The 18,865-nt window shown below is 37.5% G+C and carries 18 protein-coding genes; 9 read left to right on the top strand and 9 right to left on the bottom strand.

The genetic code is table 11. The features are described 5' to 3' along the window. Positions 1-94 precede the first annotated feature (94 nt). From NSQ16_RS18540 to NSQ16_RS18500, 9 genes are all read left to right on the top strand, one after another. The gene (locus NSQ16_RS18540; protein WP_033881395.1) at positions 95-754 is read left to right on the top strand and encodes an exopolysaccharide biosynthesis polyprenyl glycosylphosphotransferase; all 660 of its coding nucleotides are present in this window, start codon (positions 95-97) and stop codon (positions 752-754) included. A gap of 23 nt (positions 755-777) precedes the next feature. Beyond that, positions 778-2,217, top strand: coding sequence for an MOP flippase family protein (locus NSQ16_RS18535; protein WP_230488613.1), 1,440 nt, complete (start codon positions 778-780; stop codon positions 2,215-2,217). 22 nt (positions 2,218-2,239) lie between these two features. Further along, positions 2,240-3,415: a glycosyltransferase family 4 protein gene (locus NSQ16_RS18530; RefSeq protein WP_230488614.1), complete on the top strand. Its 1,176-nt coding sequence runs from the start codon at positions 2,240-2,242 to the stop codon at positions 3,413-3,415. A 187-nt stretch (positions 3,416-3,602) separates the two neighbouring features. Then, a complete protein-coding gene (locus NSQ16_RS18525; RefSeq protein ID WP_277710345.1) occupies positions 3,603-4,943 on the top strand; it encodes a UDP-glucose/GDP-mannose dehydrogenase family protein in 1,341 nt (446 codons plus the stop codon). Between the two features lie 878 nt (positions 4,944-5,821). Further along, positions 5,822-7,276, top strand: a complete 1,455-nt coding sequence (locus tag NSQ16_RS18520) for an O-antigen ligase family protein (protein ID WP_230488615.1) — start codon at positions 5,822-5,824, stop codon at positions 7,274-7,276. Between the two features lie 41 nt (positions 7,277-7,317). Continuing rightward, positions 7,318-7,992: a hypothetical protein gene (locus NSQ16_RS18515; RefSeq protein ID WP_230488616.1), complete on the top strand. Its 675-nt coding sequence runs from the start codon at positions 7,318-7,320 to the stop codon at positions 7,990-7,992. Between the two features lie 29 nt (positions 7,993-8,021). Beyond that, positions 8,022-8,780 carry a glycosyltransferase gene (locus NSQ16_RS18510; RefSeq protein WP_230488617.1) on the top strand — a complete coding sequence of 253 codons (759 nt, stop codon included), beginning with the start codon at positions 8,022-8,024 and terminating at the stop codon, positions 8,778-8,780. A gap of 28 nt (positions 8,781-8,808) precedes the next feature. Next, positions 8,809-10,002 (top strand): glycosyltransferase family 1 protein, encoded by a 1,194-nt coding sequence (locus NSQ16_RS18505; protein WP_230488686.1) that lies wholly within the window; start codon positions 8,809-8,811, stop codon positions 10,000-10,002. Positions 10,003-10,146: 144 nt separating this feature from the next. Beyond that, entirely contained in the window at positions 10,147-11,223 is a 1,077-nt protein-coding gene (locus NSQ16_RS18500; protein WP_003227975.1) for an MraY family glycosyltransferase, read from the top strand. A gap of 72 nt (positions 11,224-11,295) precedes the next feature. Here the strand turns inward: NSQ16_RS18500 and NSQ16_RS18495 are convergent, their stop codons facing one another. From NSQ16_RS18495 to NSQ16_RS18455, 9 genes are all read right to left on the bottom strand, one after another. After that, positions 11,296-11,811 (bottom strand): hypothetical protein, encoded by a 516-nt coding sequence (locus tag NSQ16_RS18495; protein WP_014481063.1) that lies wholly within the window; start codon positions 11,809-11,811, stop codon positions 11,296-11,298. A 27-nt stretch (positions 11,812-11,838) separates the two neighbouring features. Further along, positions 11,839-12,498 (bottom strand): ATP-binding cassette domain-containing protein, encoded by a 660-nt coding sequence (locus NSQ16_RS18490; RefSeq protein WP_046160909.1) that lies wholly within the window; start codon positions 12,496-12,498, stop codon positions 11,839-11,841. An 844-nt stretch (positions 12,499-13,342) separates the two neighbouring features. Then, a complete protein-coding gene (locus NSQ16_RS18485; protein ID WP_230488618.1) occupies positions 13,343-14,134 on the bottom strand; it encodes a hypothetical protein in 792 nt (263 codons plus the stop codon). After that, entirely contained in the window at positions 14,121-14,900 is a 780-nt protein-coding gene (locus NSQ16_RS18480; RefSeq protein ID WP_076457519.1) for a membrane-spanning protein, read from the bottom strand. The genes NSQ16_RS18485 and NSQ16_RS18480 overlap by 14 nt, the downstream gene beginning before the upstream one ends. 75 nt (positions 14,901-14,975) lie before the next feature. Beyond that, positions 14,976-15,428, bottom strand: a complete 453-nt coding sequence (locus NSQ16_RS18475) for a hypothetical protein (protein ID WP_014481058.1) — start codon at positions 15,426-15,428, stop codon at positions 14,976-14,978. Between the two features lie 49 nt (positions 15,429-15,477). Beyond that, positions 15,478-15,933 (bottom strand): hypothetical protein, encoded by a 456-nt coding sequence (locus NSQ16_RS18470; RefSeq protein WP_095010556.1) that lies wholly within the window; start codon positions 15,931-15,933, stop codon positions 15,478-15,480. Positions 15,934-15,988: 55 nt separating this feature from the next. Then, complete coding sequence (locus NSQ16_RS18465; protein WP_228394534.1) at positions 15,989-16,453, bottom strand: hypothetical protein; 465 nt, start codon at positions 16,451-16,453, stop codon at positions 15,989-15,991. A 599-nt stretch (positions 16,454-17,052) separates the two neighbouring features. Then, a complete protein-coding gene (locus NSQ16_RS18460) occupies positions 17,053-18,045 on the bottom strand; it encodes an LCP family protein (RefSeq protein WP_230488619.1) in 993 nt (330 codons plus the stop codon). Next, complete coding sequence (locus NSQ16_RS18455) at positions 18,045-18,698, bottom strand: YigZ family protein (protein ID WP_230488620.1); 654 nt, start codon at positions 18,696-18,698, stop codon at positions 18,045-18,047. Before NSQ16_RS18455 ends, NSQ16_RS18460 begins: the two co-directional genes overlap by 1 nt. Positions 18,699-18,865: the final 167 nt, after the last annotated feature.

The raw sequence follows: 18,865 nt of genomic DNA, 5'->3' as shown, positions 1-18,865 counted from the left end.
ACTAATTTTAATAACTCCTTTACATTATGTTTACGTTCGTATGCTACACTGACGAAAAGATCTAACAGTAACATACTAATCGAGGTGTATGCTAGTGAGTATCGACAAAAGTTTAAGAATGTACAATGAATATTCAAGCCAGCAAACATATTCCTGTGCTCTATCTAAAAAAGCAGTACGATATTTATATATGAAACGGGTAATGGACATCGTCCTTTCCTTGATTGGGCTCGCTCTTACACTACCGTTTATTCTGCTGTTTTGTATATTAATCTGTATCGAAACACCAGGTTCCCCTTTATACCGCCAGGAACGCGTCGGAAAAGACGGGAAGCATTTTAAGGTGATCAAATTGCGTTCTATGAGAATTGACGCAGAAAAATCCGGTGCAAAATGGGCGCAGAAGGATGATCCGCGCATTACTGCAGTCGGGTCTTTTATAAGAAGAACAAGAATCGATGAACTTCCGCAGTTGATCAATGTGCTGGCTGGTGACATGAGCCTTGTGGGGCCAAGGCCTGAAAGACCGATGTTTACCGCTCAGTTTCACAACGAAATTCCGGGATTTAAAAATCGCTTAATTGTTAAACCGGGGTTAACGGGACTTGCTCAGGTAAACGGAGGCTATGATATCAGTCCGAGAGAAAAATTGGTGCACGATCTGTATTACATTCGGAACTTAACGTTTCTTCTCGATTTAAAGGTTATACTAAAAACGATTAAAGTTGTATTGACTGGCGAAGGAGCCAGATAATACGAGGAAGTTAGGAATATGCTATGTCTACCATTACGAAACAAATATTAAGCGGTGCAAAATGGACAAGTGTTTCAACCTTGATCGTCACGGTTATTCAAATTATACAGTTTGCACTGCTCGGCAATATCATGACAATTGCTGAATTCGGTTTGGTCGGGATGCTGACCACTGTTACTATTTTCACACAAATTGTACTCGATATGGGATTTGGAGCCGCTTTAATTCAAAAGGAGAATATCAGTGAACGCCAATTATCTACTTTGTATTGGCTGAATATCTTAACAGGCATCCTTTTGTTTATCGGCCTGTTTTGCCTGAGTCCCTTTATCGCAGACTTTTATCAGCGGGATGAACTGGTTTTTCTTGTGCGGATATTGGCCGGCATGTTTTTAATCGCCCCGGTCGGGCAGCAGTATCAATATATGCTGCAAAAAGAACTGAAGTTCAATGTGTTGAGCAAAATAGAAGCCGGGGTCACCGTTTTGTCATTTGTGCTCCTGCTCGTTTTGGTTTTTCTGATGGATCCAATTGTGGCCTATGCATTTTCACAAGTTTTTCTTAATTCGGTTAAAGGCATCTTGTTTTTTGCTGTATATTTTAAAAAATGGCGTCCTTCTTTTGTCTTTGCATTAGGGGAAGTAAAAGAATTTTTCTCTTTCGGCGCATTTCAGCTTGCTTCCAGGCTTGTAAACAGACTTGGCGCCAATATCGACATGATTTTGATCGGACGGTTTCTCGGTGCGGAAGCTTTGGGAATCTATAACCTAGCTTATCAGATTATTACGATTCCCGTGTTAAAAATCAACCCGATCGTGACACGGGTAGCGTTTCCTGTCTTCTCAAAAAATAAGGGAGATAACCGAACGCTGCGCGAAGGTTTTTTAAATATGACAGAGCTTCTCGCACTGATTTCATTCCCGCTTCTGATCGGACTGATGACTGTTTCAGATTTATTTATTGAAGTCGCCTTTGGAGAAAAATGGCTGCAGGCTGTACCGGTTCTGAACATCCTCGCGATTGTCGGACTGCTCAGGGTTCTGATGAATCCGAACGGATCAGTTTTGCTGGCGAAGGGGAGAGCAGACCTGGCATTTTATTGGGACAGCGGGATCATGCTCCTTTATGGGCTGTCTCTTTATGCGGCGGTATTAACGAATGATTTGACGATCACCGCCTGGACATATGCAGCGATCAGCCTGATTAATTTCTTTATTGGCAGATGGCTGCTCAAATATGTCATTCAGCTGAAGCTGGGCGTATATTTTCGAACCGTTGGAAAACCGCTCACCTTGACGCTGCTTATGGCATTGCTGGCGCTTGTCTTGAGCGTTGGCAGCAGACATCTGCTTCACGGCGCCATGCTTCAGCTGACAGTTTCGGTCGGAATAAGCGGGATTTTTTACGTTTTTTTGGTCAGCAAATTATATCGGCGGGCTATGAGGGCCCAATTAGGAAGATGACAGCAGAAAGGGCGGTTCATCATTGAAGGTTCTTTGGATTACCAGTGTTTATCCAAGTAGTCAAAAACCGGGAGAAGGTGTTTTTCATGAAACACAGGTTCAGGCGTTGTATATGCAGGGCGTTGATGTGACAGTCATATGTCCATTGCCTGTGAACCCTGCTCCTCTGAGGCTGTTGAAAAAAAAGTACCGCCAAACACGAACAGTCCCAGAATATGAAGAAAGAAAAGGTATCCCGGTTTACAGACCACCATATACGGCTCTGCCGGGACAGCTAAAATGGGCTCAGCCGCATCGCCGGATCGCAAAGTCAGTATTGAGGACGATCGAGAAGTACAGCCTTGCGCCGAATCTTATCCATGCCCATTTCGCGATGCCATCCGGGGGTGCCGCTGCCGTTATTGCACAGAGGCTGAAGGTTCCTTATGTTCTAACTTTGCACGGAAGCGATGTCAATATTTATCCTCATTACAGCAAAGGCGCTTTTCGAGCATTTGATATGGCTGTGCATGCCGCAGCTAAAGTTTTGGCTGTCAGCGATGCTTTGAAAGCCAAAACAAAAGAAATGACCGGTGCTGATTGCGCGGTGCTTCCTATCGGCGTCAACCTGGACAATTTTCAAAAAAACTCCGCTTCAACACTTGAATTGAGGGAGAAACTCGGCTTGCCGACAGACAAAAAATTGCTGACGTTCGTCGGTCGCTTGGTGAAAGGAAAGGGTGTAGCCGAGCTGGCTGAAGCGGTCAGGTCGCTTGATGACAGCTACAGAGCTGTATTCATCGGCGATGGACCGGAGAAGCAGCATATCCGTCAAATCGCCAGTGAAAAAGCAATATTAACGGGGCAGGTCGCAAATCTTCAAATATCTGAATATCTGGCTGCCTCTGATTTGTTTGTGCTCCCTTCGTATTCAGAAGGGATGCCGACTGTTGTCATTGAAGCGCTCGCCCTCAAGGTTCCGGTGCTTTGTACAGCGGTCGGAGGGGTTCCGTCTTTATTCGGAAAGCATGAACATCTGCTGATCAAGCCCCGCTCGGCTTCAAGCATTACAGAAGCTGTCAAGGGATATTTGGAAGTCGGCACTTGGCAAGAAGTCATTGCTGAAGAACTGTATCAAACGGTGCTCGATGATTATGACGCCTTTCAAAATGCCGGCAAGTTGCTGGATGTGTATAAGGATGTTGTCAAGAACAATTAAGTTAGGATCTGTCGGTTAATATGGTATATGAATGTGGAATATAATACTGTCTAAATCCATCTATTTGCGTCTAAGCTAATAAAATAATGATTGGGAAAACAAAAAACCCAGATTTTTTCAATAGAAAGAGATAAAGTCATTACCTAAATCAAGCTATTGGATTTGAAGGGTCAGCTGAAAGAAGGGAATGATAATGTTGAAAAGAATTGCTGTCATTGGGACGGGATATGTCGGGCTGGTGTCTGGAACTTGTTTTGCTGAAGTGGGAAACTCAGTTGTCTGCTGTGATATCGACGCTGAAAAAATAAGAGGACTCTTAGCCGGAGTAATGCCGATTTATGAGAACGGCCTAAAAGAGCTTGTGGATAAAAACGTAAACGAAAATCGCTTATTTTTCTCTACTGATATTCCAAAAGCGATTGAAGAAGCTGAGATTATTTATATTGCAGTCGGAACACCGATGTCGGAAACAGGGGAAGCAGATCTGACATTTGTTAAATCTGTTGCCGAAATGATCGGAAAGCATCTGAACGGCTATAAAGTCATCGTCAACAAAAGCACTGTCCCTGTTGGCACTGGAAAGCTCGTACAAGGTATCATACAACGTATTTCAAAAGGAGAAGTTCCTTTCGACGTCGTTTCGAATCCCGAATTCCTTCGTGAAGGAACAGCTATTTACGATACGATGAATATGGAAAGAGCCGTCATCGGCGCGACAAGTGAAAGGGCTGCTGCGATAATTGAAGAACTTCATAAGCCTTTTCAAACGAAAATTGTCAAGTCTAACCTTGAAAGTGCAGAAATGATTAAATATGCTGCAAATGCATTTTTGGCTACAAAGATCTCGTTCATTAATGATATCGCGAATATTTGCGAAAGAGTCGGAGCTGACGTATCAAAGGTGTCTGAAGGTGTCGGACTCGACAGCAGAATTGGCAATAAATTTTTAAAAGCCGGAATCGGCTTTGGCGGCTCCTGCTTCCCTAAAGATACAATGGCTTTATTGCATATCGCGAAGTCAGTCGGCTACCCTTTTAAAATGATTGAAGCCGTCATCGAGACGAACCAAAAGCAGCGTGCCCACATTGTGCAGAAGCTCCTTGATGTGTTCGGCGATTTAAACGGCAAGACCATTTCAATTCTTGGTTTGGCATTCAAGCCTAATACAAACGATATGCGCTCGGCTCCATCTCTGGATGTCATTCCGACGCTGAGAAGTCTTGGTGCTAAAGTCAAAGCGTTTGATCCGATTGCGGTTCCTGAAGCAGAAAAGATTCTCGGCGATCAAGCTGTTTACAGCGAAGATCTGTATGAGACGATTCAAGATACGGATGCCTGCGTCATATTGACAGAGTGGCATGAGGTACAGAACATGGATATTACCAAACTCAAGGCCGCTTTGAAAAATCCCGTCTTAATCGATGGACGTAATATATTTGAAGTTGAAAAAATGAGAAACGAAGGTATGATCTATCATTCAATCGGACGGCCGGAAGTACAGGTAGAAGGAATTCTGACCAACGTATAAATGATGGGAGATAACAATGGGAAAAGTACTAATGACAGTTGGGTGCGCTTTATCGGCTCGCATATTGCTGAACACCTTCTGAAAGAGAATTAACGGAGTTTCAATTCTTGTTAAGTTAACTACGGGACACCAAATCAACATTGACGGCCTCCCGATTGACTTTCATGAGCAGGATATTACGAAGCCGAAAGGCATCGATGTATCAAAAGCATTGATCTCGATTATATTATTCATTTAGCTGCACAAATGAGCATAGCAGAATCTGTCAGCGTTTTTTAGATGATGAAAACATCAATTTGAGGGACTAGCTCCATATTCTGATAGCAGTGAGCGAATGCAATGTGAAATAGATCGTCTTTGCATCATCAGCGGCTGTTTATGAATATCCGGAAATATCCGCCTGTCGACATCTGTCATAAAAATAAAAACAAATCCCGACTCACTATATGGGGCGAAACTTACGGTAGATGAGCTAATTAAAGCCAGCCTATGATCTGTATGGAACAGAGTCTAGCATTTTACGATATAGCAACGTATATGGGCCACGCCAGGACGGAATAGGAGAAGAGATCTTGTATCTACTTTCTCCAATTTGCTGACCCAGTGGTAAGGCTCCGGTGATTTTTGAATACGTGGATTTTATTGCAATGTTGTGGCTTCTGCCAACGTCGAGGCGCTCAAAGCCTAATCAAACGGGAGAATATCCACATCACACTGTACGGAACATAGAATATCTAAAACTGGTAACCAAAATGCCAATCGCTTAAGGACTGGAAAAGAACGTATCAAATCATAAAATAGAAAGAATATGTAAAATTACTGGCTGCTGTCTGATATCGGCAGCCCTTTTCCAGAAAGAAGCGGAAGGAGGGGGAAAAATGAGTCTCAAACGTTCCGCGGTCAATGTTCTGGTTTGGCTCGCCGCATTGACCGCAGGGTTAGCATGCATTGTATTGGCCCAATCCAATGCAAAAAAAATCTTGCTAGCATGTCTAATTATGATTGCACTGACTTCGATGGTTGTGATCAGGAAATATATGTCATCTGAGCAATTGCTAGTGCCCGTATTATATTTGCTGATCGCTGCAACTTTTGCCAACAATGCTTTTTTTACGATTAAATTGGGCTTTTTCAGCCTGTTTCCATATCGAATTCTTCTGATTCTGGCAGGATTCATATTCATAGCAGAAATGTTGAAAGGCAGCCGACACCTTGAAAAGTGGAATCAGGTGCGTGTCAAAGGCATACTAATGTTTTTCGCATTTTGGTTCTGTTATGGAATGATTTCACTGCTTTGGGTCAAATCTGTTACTGATGGCATAAAATATATGTTCCTATTGGCAATGGGAATGTTCTTCGTTTTTCTGATTGTCATGTTTTTTCAAAAATTGGATCGCATTTTCGCATTTTATTACATATGGCTGGTCATGACCGTATTTGTAATGGGTATAGGGTTTTACAATCACTTTACATTCAACCACCTGCCGAGCTCGACTCTTTACAACGGGCCGCACTATAAACAGCACTATCCGACATCCGTTTTTTTCAATCAAAATGACTTTGCGACATTTCTGTCCATCAGCTTTTGCTTTTATTTATCTTTTTTCAAAAACATTAAAAACAGCTATTTAAAAATAGCGGGATTGATCCTTGCGTTCTGTTCGGCCTACTTGATTTTTCTGACTGGATCAAGAGCCAGTATCCTAGGAGTTATAGCCGGACTTGCCGTTTATACGTTCATTTTGCTGCCGAAGATACTTAAAAAATGGGCGCTCATCGCCGCAGCTGCAGGATGTATCGCTTTTGTCACCCTGTTTGCAGGAAAGATTACTGGAGCTTTTTATACATACTTTTTAGCTCCGCAAACAACACACGATTTCAGCGAGCCGCTGCCATCCAATGTAGGGAGGGCAAACTTGTTGAAAAACGCCGGCCATTATGTGCTGGATACTTACGGATTTGGGGTTGGCGCAGGCAATGTACCTTATTATTTGGAACATCATGCACTGTTCGATACGGATCAGGTCGTCGAGGTTCATAACTGGCTCGTTGAGATCATGACGAACTTTGGAGTTGTGATGATGCTCGGTTATTTAACAATGTATATTTATTTAATAACTGTGCTTTACCGGTATTATAAAAGATCACTTGGAAGGCGGCCAAAGCTTCTCATTGAAGGTTTGACAGCCGCGCTTGTCGCTTTCCTTGTGTCAAGTATCAGCCCGAGTTCCGTTTCGAATTTATACTTCCATTGGGTGTTTCTCGCCCTTGTTATAGCGGCAATTAACACTTTTAGAATCAGCGGAACAGATGAAACCGAACAGTATAGATAATTTTTGAAAAGCTAATTTAAAAATAGGGAGAAATTCATGTGATGAATTTAATCAAACGTATTGCTGGTAGAGTGAAAAAGTTTATTGTGGCGATAATTGTGCTTCCTCTTATTCTTGGTCTTGTCGGCTATTTTATACCGAAGGGGAGTGTTGCTCCGTCTGATTACACGGCTACTGTAACGATATCAACCGGAAACTATGGAGAAGCTAAGTACAACAATGCAAAACAAGTACCGCTGCTGTTGAAAAACGGAGCTTTTTTAAAGGATATTTTTCCGGGGATGTCGGAAGAGGATTTGGCGCAGTTGAAAGATGATCTGGTGATTGAAATCAGAACGGATTCGCTTTTTAATTTAAGCTACACAGGGCCTGACAAACAGAAAACATCGGATACTTTAGAAAAAATCAAAGACTCCTATATGAAAGGAGATAAGGCGCTTTTTTCAAAAAGGGAAGAAGTCATTGAAAATAATATCAAGGCGCTTGAAGGCGAAACAGTCAGCGCTGATTCAAAAGTTGACAAACAGCGGTTTTTGTATGAACTTGAAACAAGCAAGCTTGATATGAAGGCTGCTGAAGAAATTGAGCCCTTGACCGTACTTGATAACCAGGTTGTCGGCATGTCGCCTAAAAAAAGAGCGATATTGGGGGTATTGATTGGTTTGGCGCTGTCATTTTTTATTATTGTTGTTCCGGAAGTTTTCAGAGAACGTTAAATTTATAATTGGGGATGTGGATCAGGACCATGACGAGGCAAAAACCTTTAATCTCTGTCATTACGCCTTCCTATAACGCGGAGGAATATATCGAAAAAACCATTCAGTCCGTCTTAAATCAGACGTTTTCCGACTGGGAAATGATTATTGCGGATGATTGCTCAACAGATGGGACAAGAGACATTTTGAAGCGCTATGAAGAAGATGATGACCGGATCCATGCTATTTTTCTGAAAGAAAATCAAGGTGCTGCAGCTGCGCGAAATGCGGCGCTCAGCAAAGCCGAAGGGCACTATGTCGCATTTTTGGACAGCGATGATGTATGGAAAGCAGAAAAGCTGGAAAAGCAGCTTGCCTTCATGAGGAAGCATCAGCATGCTTTCACATTTACGGCATACGAGCTGATCAGCCAAGATGGCAAACCAATTCATAAAACCATTCATGCACCCGTGAGCCTTACATATGATGATGTATTAAAAAATACGATTATTGGTTGCTTGACGGTAATGATTGACAGGGAGCAAATCGGTGATATCCGTATGCCGAATATTAGAACCCGTCAGGATTTGGCGACATGGTTATCCGTATTAAAACGGGGATTCAAGGCATATGGACTGAACGAACCCCTCGCCGAATACCGCATCGTTGAAACATCGATATCCAGAAACAAATGGAAGGCTGCGAAAAAAACGTGGTATGTCTACCGAGAGATCGAACGGCTTCATTTTATGAAAGCAACATGGTGTTTTGTTCAATATGCCAAAAACGCGGTGAAAAAAAGATTATAGCCGCAAACAGAGAGAAAAGGTGATGAAGGTGGAAACAAAAGAAGCAATCATTCATGTCATCGTTGCCACTGCTGAATGGGGAAAAGACCAATTGAGATACAGAAGGCACCGGCTGGCAGAATTTTTAGCTGCTCAGGAGGAAACGAAGGAAGTCATTTGGGTATGTCCGGCTCCGCGGGCCCAAGGGAAAGAGTTTCAGGAAGTCCATTCTGGCATCAGGCAATTCGCTGTCAAAGACCTGCTTCAGAAAAAAATGTTTCGCTTCGGACGATATACAGATGTCTTTTACAGACATAAGCTCTCCCCATTACTCGATGAGCTTGCATTAGCTTCTGCAAATGGTGAACACTGCTGTTTATGGTACACGTTTCCTGGATTCCCGCTGCTGTCTTCGCTGTATCCTTGGGATCAGGTCATTTATGACTGCAGTGACTTATGGGCGGCGCCGATTAGCGGCCGATCAAATCTGCTGTCTGAATTCCGGCGAAAAGTCATTAAATCGGCAGAGCTAAGAATTATACAACGAGCAGATTCAATAACCTGCTCATCAGATTATCTTCACAAGGAAGTAGACAAAAAACTGACTGCAGGACGAGAAAAGGTTCATACTGTAGAAAACGGTGTGGAGTATGAGCTGTTTTCTTCAAATAAACAAGCTCCCGACCGCAGTATACTGCAGGGGAGAGAAGGAACAGTGTTAGGTTTTATCGGCGGAATTAAACCGAAGCTCGATTTTAAAATGATTGAAGAAGCCGCCCGGCAAAAGCCTGATTGGACATTTTTATGGGTTGGCCCGGATGCCACCAATGGTGACGTTTCGTTTCAAGAGCTGCTGAGACTTCCCAATGTCATATGGATCGGCCCGGCAGATCCGAAGGAAGTTCCGCATTTTATGGAGCTTATCGACATTGGCATCATGCCTTATAAAAAAACATCGTATAATCAAGCTGTGTTTCCGCTGAAACTATTTGAATTTTTAGCGGCAGGAAAACCTGTCGTCGGCTCTAATCTTCCGTCAACCTCAAAAATGCAAAAGCCGTATGTGTACGAATATGTAGAAGGTGATCATCCAATTGATTTTATAGCAGCTTGTGAAAAAGTTCTCGGACAAAACGGAGATGAAACCTATAAAGAAATGCGTCGAAACATCGCTCGCACAAAAGATTGGAATTGCTTGTTTAGACAAATTATGAAATATACAGGGATTCAAAAACATGCGTAGTCCTATAAATTGGGATGCGCGTTTTTTGATTATACGTGTTTCTTTTTGATGAAGCTTGTTATAATAACTAAGGAGAAGGTATAATGGAAGGAACGGTTCTCTATATAAATAAAGACTTTATTTAATGCCAAAGGAGACTTCTTTATGCTTGACGAACGCATGATTCGCATTGTTGTTGCGTTTATTGTCTCGCTGCTGACAGTTTTAATCATAACCCCTATCGTAAAAAGGATTGCGATTAAAATAGGTGCAGTTGACCAGCCCAGCAATCGAAAAGTACATGACAAAATCATGCCCCGGATGGGCGGGCTGGCCATATTTATCGGGGTGGTTGCAGGAGTGCTTGCATCCGGTATTTACACAGAAACAAGGATGACGGCAATTACAGTCGGAGCATTCATCATTATTGTGTTAGGTATTCTTGACGATAAGTATCAATTAAGTGCAAAAGTTAAGTTTTTGATTCAATTAGGTGTAGCCATTATGATTGTAAGCACTGGCTTAAAAATGGACTTTTTCTCAGTACCTTTTTTAACAGAACGGTTTGAGTTAGGATGGATGGCTTATCCGCTGACGGTATTATGGATTGTCGGCATTACGAACGCAATTAACCTGATTGATGGATTGGATGGCCTTGCTGCCGGTCTTTCTGTTATCGGCCTGTCAACGATCGCTGTCATGGCGCTATCCGGCGGAAAAGTGCTCATTCTGTCACTTTCATTAGTCGTTATTGCCAGCACGCTGGGGTTTTTGTTTTACAACTTCCACCCGGCAAAAATCTTTATGGGAGATACGGGATCACTTTTTTTAGGGTATAGTATTTCGATTCTTTCATTATTAGGCCTGTATAAAAGTGTCACATTGTTCAGTATCGTTATCCCGATTATTATATTAGGCGTACCGATTTTTGATACAACATTTGCTATCATCAGGAGAATATTAAACAAACAGCCGATTTCAGCGCCTGATAAGTCGCATATTCACCATAGACTGATGGCCTTTGGCCTTTCACATCGGATGTCAGTCTTAGTTATTTATTTGATTGGATTTATTTTCAGTATCAGTGCGATTGTGCTTAAAAGTGCCACAATTTGGCTTTCTTTGTTTATTATCTTCATTTTAATCATTTTTATGCAGATCATAGCAGAAGTGACAGGACTCGTAAATGAAAAATTTAAGCCGTTTACGAAGTTTTATAAACGTCTGGTGAAAAGGAATTAAAGAACAAATGAAAAAAGGATTTCTAAGATGATGAAAGTACATTCAACTTAGAAATCCTTTTTTTAATATTGTTTATAACTTAATTGCTTTAGCATAACGAACCCCTTGATCATATTTATCATGGACTTCATTATTATACATTTTAGTTGGCAGATACAGTTTTAATTTTTCACTTCTATCTTGAAGGGCAAAGTCATCAACTTGATAAACCAATTTTATTTTAGTTGACTGATGTGGCTTCAATTTTTTTAATTTACTCATATCAAATTTGCCTTCATTCGTTTGACTTGTATAATTGTCTATACCGAGCATTGTTTCAATAAACAATGCTCCATCAGTTGTTACATGATTACTTTTATTTTGAATTTCTGCTTCAATTGATATTGGAATTATATTGTCTTTTTTGTCTCCTATTTCTGAAGATAAAACCTTTATATTTATATTATCACATGTTATCACTTCTTTTTTAGGAAAATACTCAATTGAAAATTCAGCAGGAACATTTTTGTTTATTACGTAGACACGATAAACAAAAAATAATATTAAAAAACTTATTAGTAATAAAATATATGTTTTCTTTTTAAACATTTTAAATTCTCCCTTGAATTTAATGTCTCATGATTTTAGTATTGTATGATTAATAATTTTCCCTTTCTCTACCATGAAAATTTCATCTGAAAGAAACTCTAAACTTTCCGATTCATGGCTAGCAAGAAGGATTAACTTATTTTTCTCTTTTAGTTCTATTAATAAATTTTTTACAAGTGATATTCCATCTTTATCAAGAGCATTGGTAGGTTCATCTAAAATAATTAGTTCTGGATCTTCCATAATTGCCTGGGCAATTCCAAGTCTTTGTTTCATACCTAAAGAATAATCTTTAAATTTTCTTTTATCATCAGGGTTTAAACCGACGGATTCTATTGTGTTTTTTATTTGATCCTCAGTGAGTATTCCTTTTATATCTGCTATCATCTTAAGGTTTTTAAACCCTGTATAGTTAGGTAAAAATCCTGGATATTCTATTATAGCTCCAACGCTCTCTGGGAAAGAGATTTTCCCTCCAAGTTTTTTTCCGTTAATTTCAATAAATCCGCTTGACGGTTTAATAAGACCACATATTGCCTTAAATAGCATTGTTTTTCCTGATCCATTTTTTCCTGTAAATCCATAAATTTTCCCTCGATCTAACTGTAAACTGATATCGTCTATTAGAACTTGCTTTCTAATTTTTTTTGTAAGGTGTTCTACTTTTAAATATGCACTCTTTGACATGTTAATCCTCTGCTTTCATTTAAATTAAATCCCTTTTTTTAAAAGAAATATAAATAGCAAAAAATAAAAAAATGCTTAACAAGACGTTATAGCATATCGAATATTGAAGCGTAAGATGATGACTGGGTTCAAAAATAGTATGTTTAAGAATCATTGAATGTATTGCCGGAAGCAATGGGTTATTTATAAATATAGAAAGACATATTAGGATAGCGACTATTAAAAAACTATAGTTGGAATTCATATAAAAAGAGAAAAACACATGAATTAAAGTCAGTGATATAGATGTTAAAGCATATAGTGTGAAAATGATAATTAAAAATTTTCCTTCAGTAACCTGTTTAAAGCTTAAGTCATTTATAATATTGACAGCAGGCATGTTCCAATTCAAAGAGTTTAAATTGTATATCAAACCTACTATATAAGTAACAAGTAATAAAACTAGATAGGTACTTATAATATTTAAAATAATAAACAAGGTTTTAGAAATCCAATATAGATGGATTTTCTGAACTCTTAGTAAAAGGTAAACATTTAATTTGCTATCATAATACAATGCATCGCCACAAATAAATATCACGAATATATTTATAATCATCCAAATTGTTGGGACACTGTTTAATTCATAGTTATTAATAAAGCCTACATCCTTAAAGTTCAGATAAAAAAGTTCAATTATACTCATAGATGTATCTTCAAACTGATTAGAATTCATTATTGATATGTAACATACTAATATACTAAGTGAAAAATACTTCCACTTATTCCTGTGAAAATTGTTGCGTATATCTCTTATTAGCAGTTTGAATACAATATTTATATCATTCAAGTAGTATTTTTCCTCCTAATTTTTAAAGTCCTTTTTCGAGTATAACTCACGGCCTATGAAATATAGAGCAAATAGTAAGATGATGAAATAAACATTATTAATTAATACATTCCTTAAATTCAACCAGTTATTTACATCAAGGATGGATTTATTTATAAATAAAGAAGGATTTAGATACATAGCATCAATGTAACTGTATATGCATATACACAAAAGAGTCAAACTGCTATTTTTTATAATGGTTTTAATAATGGCGGTACTTAATGCTATTATCGATAAGCACAAAAATTTAGTTAAAAAAATGATTGTTAAAACATTAAATGTTGAAAGCTTATTTAAGTATTGTTCTGGATTCGGTATCTTGTTATTGTTTAAGAGTACAGTGATTTGTCCGTTGGTTCCTATCCATTTATTTTCGTAACCAAAAATTAAACCACCTATTAAATATCCTCCCAAAACTAAAATAAATGTCAATATAAAGGTGTAAACCAAAGAGATTATTACAGTTTTATTCCAAACCGATGTTCTAGATGGTAATTTAATTATTCTATTATATGTTTCTTCTCGTTTCATAATTAATAATATTGTTAAACAGATAAAAGGGATAAGTATAAATACCATCACATTCTTATTAGTAAGTCCCATGATACCATTTAAGTCAGACAGAAAATCAAATATCGAAAGTTTATCAAAGTCAATGTTATTTTTTATTTGGTAATACATGAGTAAAGCAGCGAGATAAACTGTTAACAACATAGAATATTTAGTGTGATTGCATACATAAATGAAGAGTCTAAATGTTCTCACTCTTTTTACCTCCAACACAAAAGACAACAAAAAGTATGATTATTGTTACCGTTGCAATGACGTAGATTCCATATGTAAAGGGGACATCTAAAAATAAAAATTTAAGCGGAGAGTAGCTTTGAAAGTTAAATGTATCTAAAATAATGTCTAAAATTGTGTAAATAAAAAAAGGTATACCAATAGCAATATAACGATTTTCTACAAAAAGACTGCAGGTCAAAGCAATTGAAGCAAAAATGCCTCCAAAAATAAAACAGTTTCCAATTCTTAAAATTATATATATTAAAGGATGATTTACATATAGATCAGGTAAAAAACCAAAAACGGGAATATTACCAAAGTATATGTTTGGTTTAATAGCTGGTAACAATGAGAAATAAACGATTAAGTTTAATACAAGTGGAGTAATCGATGCCATCCCACCAATTAAAAAGTTAATGAAAAACTTTGTTGTTAAATACTTGTTTTTGTTTTGCCTTAGTAGAATATTTTTTAAAAATCCACTTTTCTTTTCTTCGATGTAAGAATCTGCATATGGTACTGATGCTAGCAATGGAAAAACAGTGATAATGATTGAAAGGTATATTTCTGGATTAAATAAAAACCACCAGTTATATACACCGAGAGGATAATCCCAATAATCAGATGGTTTTAAGTGAATAACATTATTTTCCACAACATCTAAGATAGCTATTAAAGAACCTAAAATCAAAATGAATAAAGTTGTACTTTTAGTGAAGCCTCTAGTTGTTATACTTTTAAACATTACAAATCTCCTTTACATAAATGATAAGATATGAAAGAAACTTTCATATCTTATCATTTGAGATTAAATTATCTTTTAGACGGAGTCAGGACTCCAAACACCAGCAGCACCCCAACTATTAACTGTTCCATAGCCTGTTGCTTCAATTTTTACTTTAATTGTTTTTTTGTAATCCTCGTGAGCATAGTTTTTTAAGTATTGTGTTTTAGGATAAAGTCTGAAGTTGTTTCCAAATACGTAGCGATACCGTTTGGAAAAACTTTTTCCCGAGCTGGTAACAAGTTCTGCAGAATAATGAACAGCACCTGTCATACTAATGCTTTTAAGGCTCATATAAGCGCTTGTATTATCACGCTTTTCTCTTGAACCAGTATATTCGTATTTTCCACTTGTACTGTTGGTGAAATGAAAAGAAAAATTGGTATCTTTAGTATTTCCTTTAGCACTTACATTACTTACAGCAAAACCTGTAAATACTAAACTTACGATCGCTATAGCTCCAATAAGTTTTTTGAATTTAGCCTTCATATATGATTCTCCTTATTCATAATTTAAAATTAAAGCCAGTTAAACTTTTTTAGATGGAATCAGGGCTCCATACACCACGGGAGTGCCAATTATAGCTAGCGGCTCCTCTATAACCTTTTGCTTTAATTTTTACACTAATGGGAGAACCTTTACTATCTTCCATAGCATAATTCTTGATATAGTGTTTAGCTAATTTAGGATTTTCAGCATCATATGTGCCGAATGTATATGTCCATGTTTTAGAGAAATTTTTCCCGTTTGACTTTACAAGAGATACTTTATAGTACGGATCGCCGTCACTAATTGTTTTGACATTAATGTATGCACTTGTAGAGTTGTATTTAGTTCTAGCTGGAGTATAAGCTGTACTATCACCATTAAACTTCAAATTGAAACTGGAATCACTCGTATTTGCTTTTGCTTGAGCATTAGTTGCAGCAAAACCAGTTAATACTAAACTCGTAATAGTTACTGCTCCAATAAGTTTTTTAAATTTAGTTTTCATATACGATTCTCCTTATACACAATTTTCAATTTTAAATTTTAAAGAGCTTACTTTTTTAGATGGAATCAGGGCTCCATACACCACGGGAGTGCCAATTATAGCTAGCGGCTCCTCTATAACCTTTTGCTTTAATTTTTACACTAATGGGGGAACCTTTACTATCTTCCATAGCATAATTCTTAATATAGTGTTTAGCTAATTTAGGATTTTCAGCATCATATGTGCCGAATGTATATGTCCATGTTTTAGAGAAATTTTTCCCGTTTGACTTTACAAGAGATACTTTATAGTACGGATCGCCGTCACTAATTGTTTTGACATTAATGTATGCACTTGTAGAGTTGTATTTAGTTCTAGCTGGAGTATAAGCTGTACTATTACCATTAAACTTCAAATTGAAACTGGAATCACTCGTATTTGCTTTTGCTTGAGCATTAGTTGCAGCAAAACCAGTTAATACTAAACCTGTAATAGTTACTGCTCCAATAAGTTTTTTAAATTTAGTTTTCAATTTTTTCACCTCCTTAACCAACCCTTTAATTAGATTTTCTGTGTAATTATACCATAGTTTATAAGGAATTAAAGGTTCAAATAGAAAATTAATCTAATTTTAAAGGATAATTTGTTTATATTTTAACAGTCTCTGCTTCTTAAAGTACTAATTGACTAAATACTGATTTTAAGGTGTCTTGAATGCTTGTTTGGATTTAGTGGAGTTGGCTTTTAACATGTAGGGGGAGAGTATCTAAAAGAAAGAATAGTATGGGTATTAAGTCTTTACGTTAAGAGAGTTAATTCCCCTAAAATTGGTGTGGATTTAATGTGGGTATTTGTACCATAGTGGCAGGGTTTGCATTTAATATTGCAAACCTATAGATTTTTCCGGAGGAAATCCTTCAGTTATTCTCAAAATTAAACTGAAGAATATGTGGAGTATCGTGAATTCATACCAAATCAATTAACTTTAACTATTGGTCTTTAAGAGTTTTTTTGGGCATATAAAGATCTGATGCCTAAGGATATATAAAAAACAAAAAAGAGGCAAAGAAATTAAATTCTTTGCCTCTTTTTAATCAAAGTCTAAAACCTTGTCAGTAAAAGTACGGATATTGTGAATTATTATTTATCAGGGTACAAAAAGTTATAAAGTTCTTTTTGAACTTTTGTTAATTCTTCATCATCAGGTTGAAAGAAGTACTTATTTCCGATATATAAATCTGAGCCTTTTAGAGTTAATGTTTCAACATCGTTACCTTTAAAACCGCTAAAAATTTGTTGAAGTGCTAGGACTTGGGTAATCCTTAAATTTGTTGTTATGTTATCACTTACTTGATCTGCTAGGGTATCAATTTTTGCAAGATTAGAAGGTTTTGAGACTTGATCTAACATGGCCATCAAAATTTGTTTTTGTCTATCATTACGCCCGAAGTCACCCCGTGGATCTTGTTTTCTCATCCGTGCATAGGCAAGAGCCTCTTCCCCATTTAGATGCATATTCCCTTTTTGAAAATAGAATTTTTTAGATTTTGATGTATCACTTTTCTCATTAAAATCAAAGGGGACCTCAACATCAACTCCACCAACTTCATCAATTGTTTTTTTGAAGCCTTTAAAATCCACAGTAGCATAGTAATCAATTGGTATATTTAAGAGCTTTTCAACCGTTTCAACAGTTGTTTGAGCTCCGCCTTTCCCATATGCAGAATTAATTCTCGTTTTTGTCCCAGAAGTATCACCAGATATTTCAACTCTTGTATCTCGAGGAATGCTCAGTAACTTCATGGTCTTTTGTTTAGGATTGATAGTAGCGACAATAATAGAATCGGTTCTTCCTCCTTTTCCGCCTGTTGCATAGTCTTCGACTCCTAACAAAAGTACAGAAAAAGGTTGTTTTTTCTTAAGATCAACTACTTCTTTGCGTAATTTCGACTTTTCACCACGATCTAATTCTTTATAGGAACTATCAGCTGCTTGAAGCGTTTTATATACTTTATATCCAATTATTCCTGCGAATACTATAGAAAATAGGAAAAAGAGCAATAATATACGCTTTAAAATAATTTTTCGTTTATTTTTTTTTTTCTTTACACGAACCTTAACTCGTTCTGGCATCATTTATTCTCCTTTTGATTTTCAACTTGTTTTTCAAGATATATCAAAATACCCTTTTTAGTATAACATGATCCATTCGTTAAATTTAAAATCCATTGAGAGTATTCTGAAATTCTTTTCTCGTCTACGTATACTTCAAATTCAACGTTTTCCGCATAATGGATTTCCTTTAACAGAAATTGTGACTCCCTTAATTCATTTTCAATCTTGCCAAGCCATGTGTAATCTGCAGAAGTATGCATGATTCGCATAAGCTTCCGTTCTACAACACCTATATGATTTAATCCTTCAGACACTGATTTCCCATAAGCGCGAATTAATCCGCCAGCACCAAGCTTAATGCCTCCGAAGTAGCGTGTAACGACGGCGCAAGTATCCTTCAGCCTGCGTTTTTTTAAAACCTCGAGCATCGGCACTCCCGCTGTACCGCTTGGTTCCCCGTCATCATTGGCTTTTTGGATATGATCATTCTCGCCAATAACATAAGCCGAGCAATTATGAGTCGCATTCCAGTGCTGTTTCTTTATTTTCTGTATAAATTCCTGTGCCTCTTGTTCGGTAGAAACACGGCTTAAATGACAGATAAAACGCGATTTTTCTATAACAATCTCGTGTTCTCCTGCTTCTTTCACAGTAAAATAGCTGTGCAGCATGCTAGCTGACCCTCCTGCTAAGCATAAAAGACTGCCTATACAAATTCGTACAGTCTTTAGAATTTTTGTGCGTATTTTGGTATCATAAAGAGTAGATAGTATATAAAAATGTTTTTTTCTAGAATATACGCATTCTTTCATTATAATTCGACATAATTTGCAGATCA

This window comes from Bacillus sp. PS108 (assembly GCF_037963335.1).
GTDB lineage: Bacteria > Bacillota > Bacilli > Bacillales > Bacillaceae > Bacillus > Bacillus subtilis.
Note: the sequence above shows the minus strand (reverse complement) of the source record. Positions and strands in the feature narration are given on the sequence as shown.

Bases quoted from the DNA above. Each gene is read 5' to 3' on its own strand.
- NSQ16_RS18535 (WP_230488613.1), top strand. From the start codon at position 778: ATGTCTACCATTACGAAACAAATATTAAGCGGTGCAAAATGGACAAGT.
- NSQ16_RS18525 (WP_277710345.1), top strand. From the start codon at position 3,603: ATGATAATGTTGAAAAGAATTGCTGTCATTGGGACGGGATATGTCGGG.
- NSQ16_RS18520 (WP_230488615.1), top strand. From the start codon at position 5,822: ATGAGTCTCAAACGTTCCGCGGTCAATGTTCTGGTTTGGCTCGCCGCA.
- NSQ16_RS18515 (WP_230488616.1), top strand. From the start codon at position 7,318: ATGAATTTAATCAAACGTATTGCTGGTAGAGTGAAAAAGTTTATTGTG.
- NSQ16_RS18510 (WP_230488617.1), top strand. From the start codon at position 8,022: ATGACGAGGCAAAAACCTTTAATCTCTGTCATTACGCCTTCCTATAAC.
- NSQ16_RS18500 (WP_003227975.1), top strand. From the start codon at position 10,147: ATGCTTGACGAACGCATGATTCGCATTGTTGTTGCGTTTATTGTCTCG.
- NSQ16_RS18495 (WP_014481063.1), bottom strand. From the start codon at position 11,811: ATGTTTAAAAAGAAAACATATATTTTATTACTAATAAGTTTTTTAATA.
- NSQ16_RS18490 (WP_046160909.1), bottom strand. From the start codon at position 12,498: ATGTCAAAGAGTGCATATTTAAAAGTAGAACACCTTACAAAAAAAATT.
- NSQ16_RS18480 (WP_076457519.1), bottom strand. From the start codon at position 14,900: ATGTTTAAAAGTATAACAACTAGAGGCTTCACTAAAAGTACAACTTTA.
- NSQ16_RS18475 (WP_014481058.1), bottom strand. From the start codon at position 15,428: ATGAAGGCTAAATTCAAAAAACTTATTGGAGCTATAGCGATCGTAAGT.
- NSQ16_RS18470 (WP_095010556.1), bottom strand. From the start codon at position 15,933: ATGAAAACTAAATTTAAAAAACTTATTGGAGCAGTAACTATTACGAGT.
- NSQ16_RS18460 (WP_230488619.1), bottom strand. From the start codon at position 18,045: ATGCCAGAACGAGTTAAGGTTCGTGTAAAGAAAAAAAAAAATAAACGA.
- NSQ16_RS18455 (WP_230488620.1), bottom strand. From the start codon at position 18,698: ATGCTGCACAGCTATTTTACTGTGAAAGAAGCAGGAGAACACGAGATT.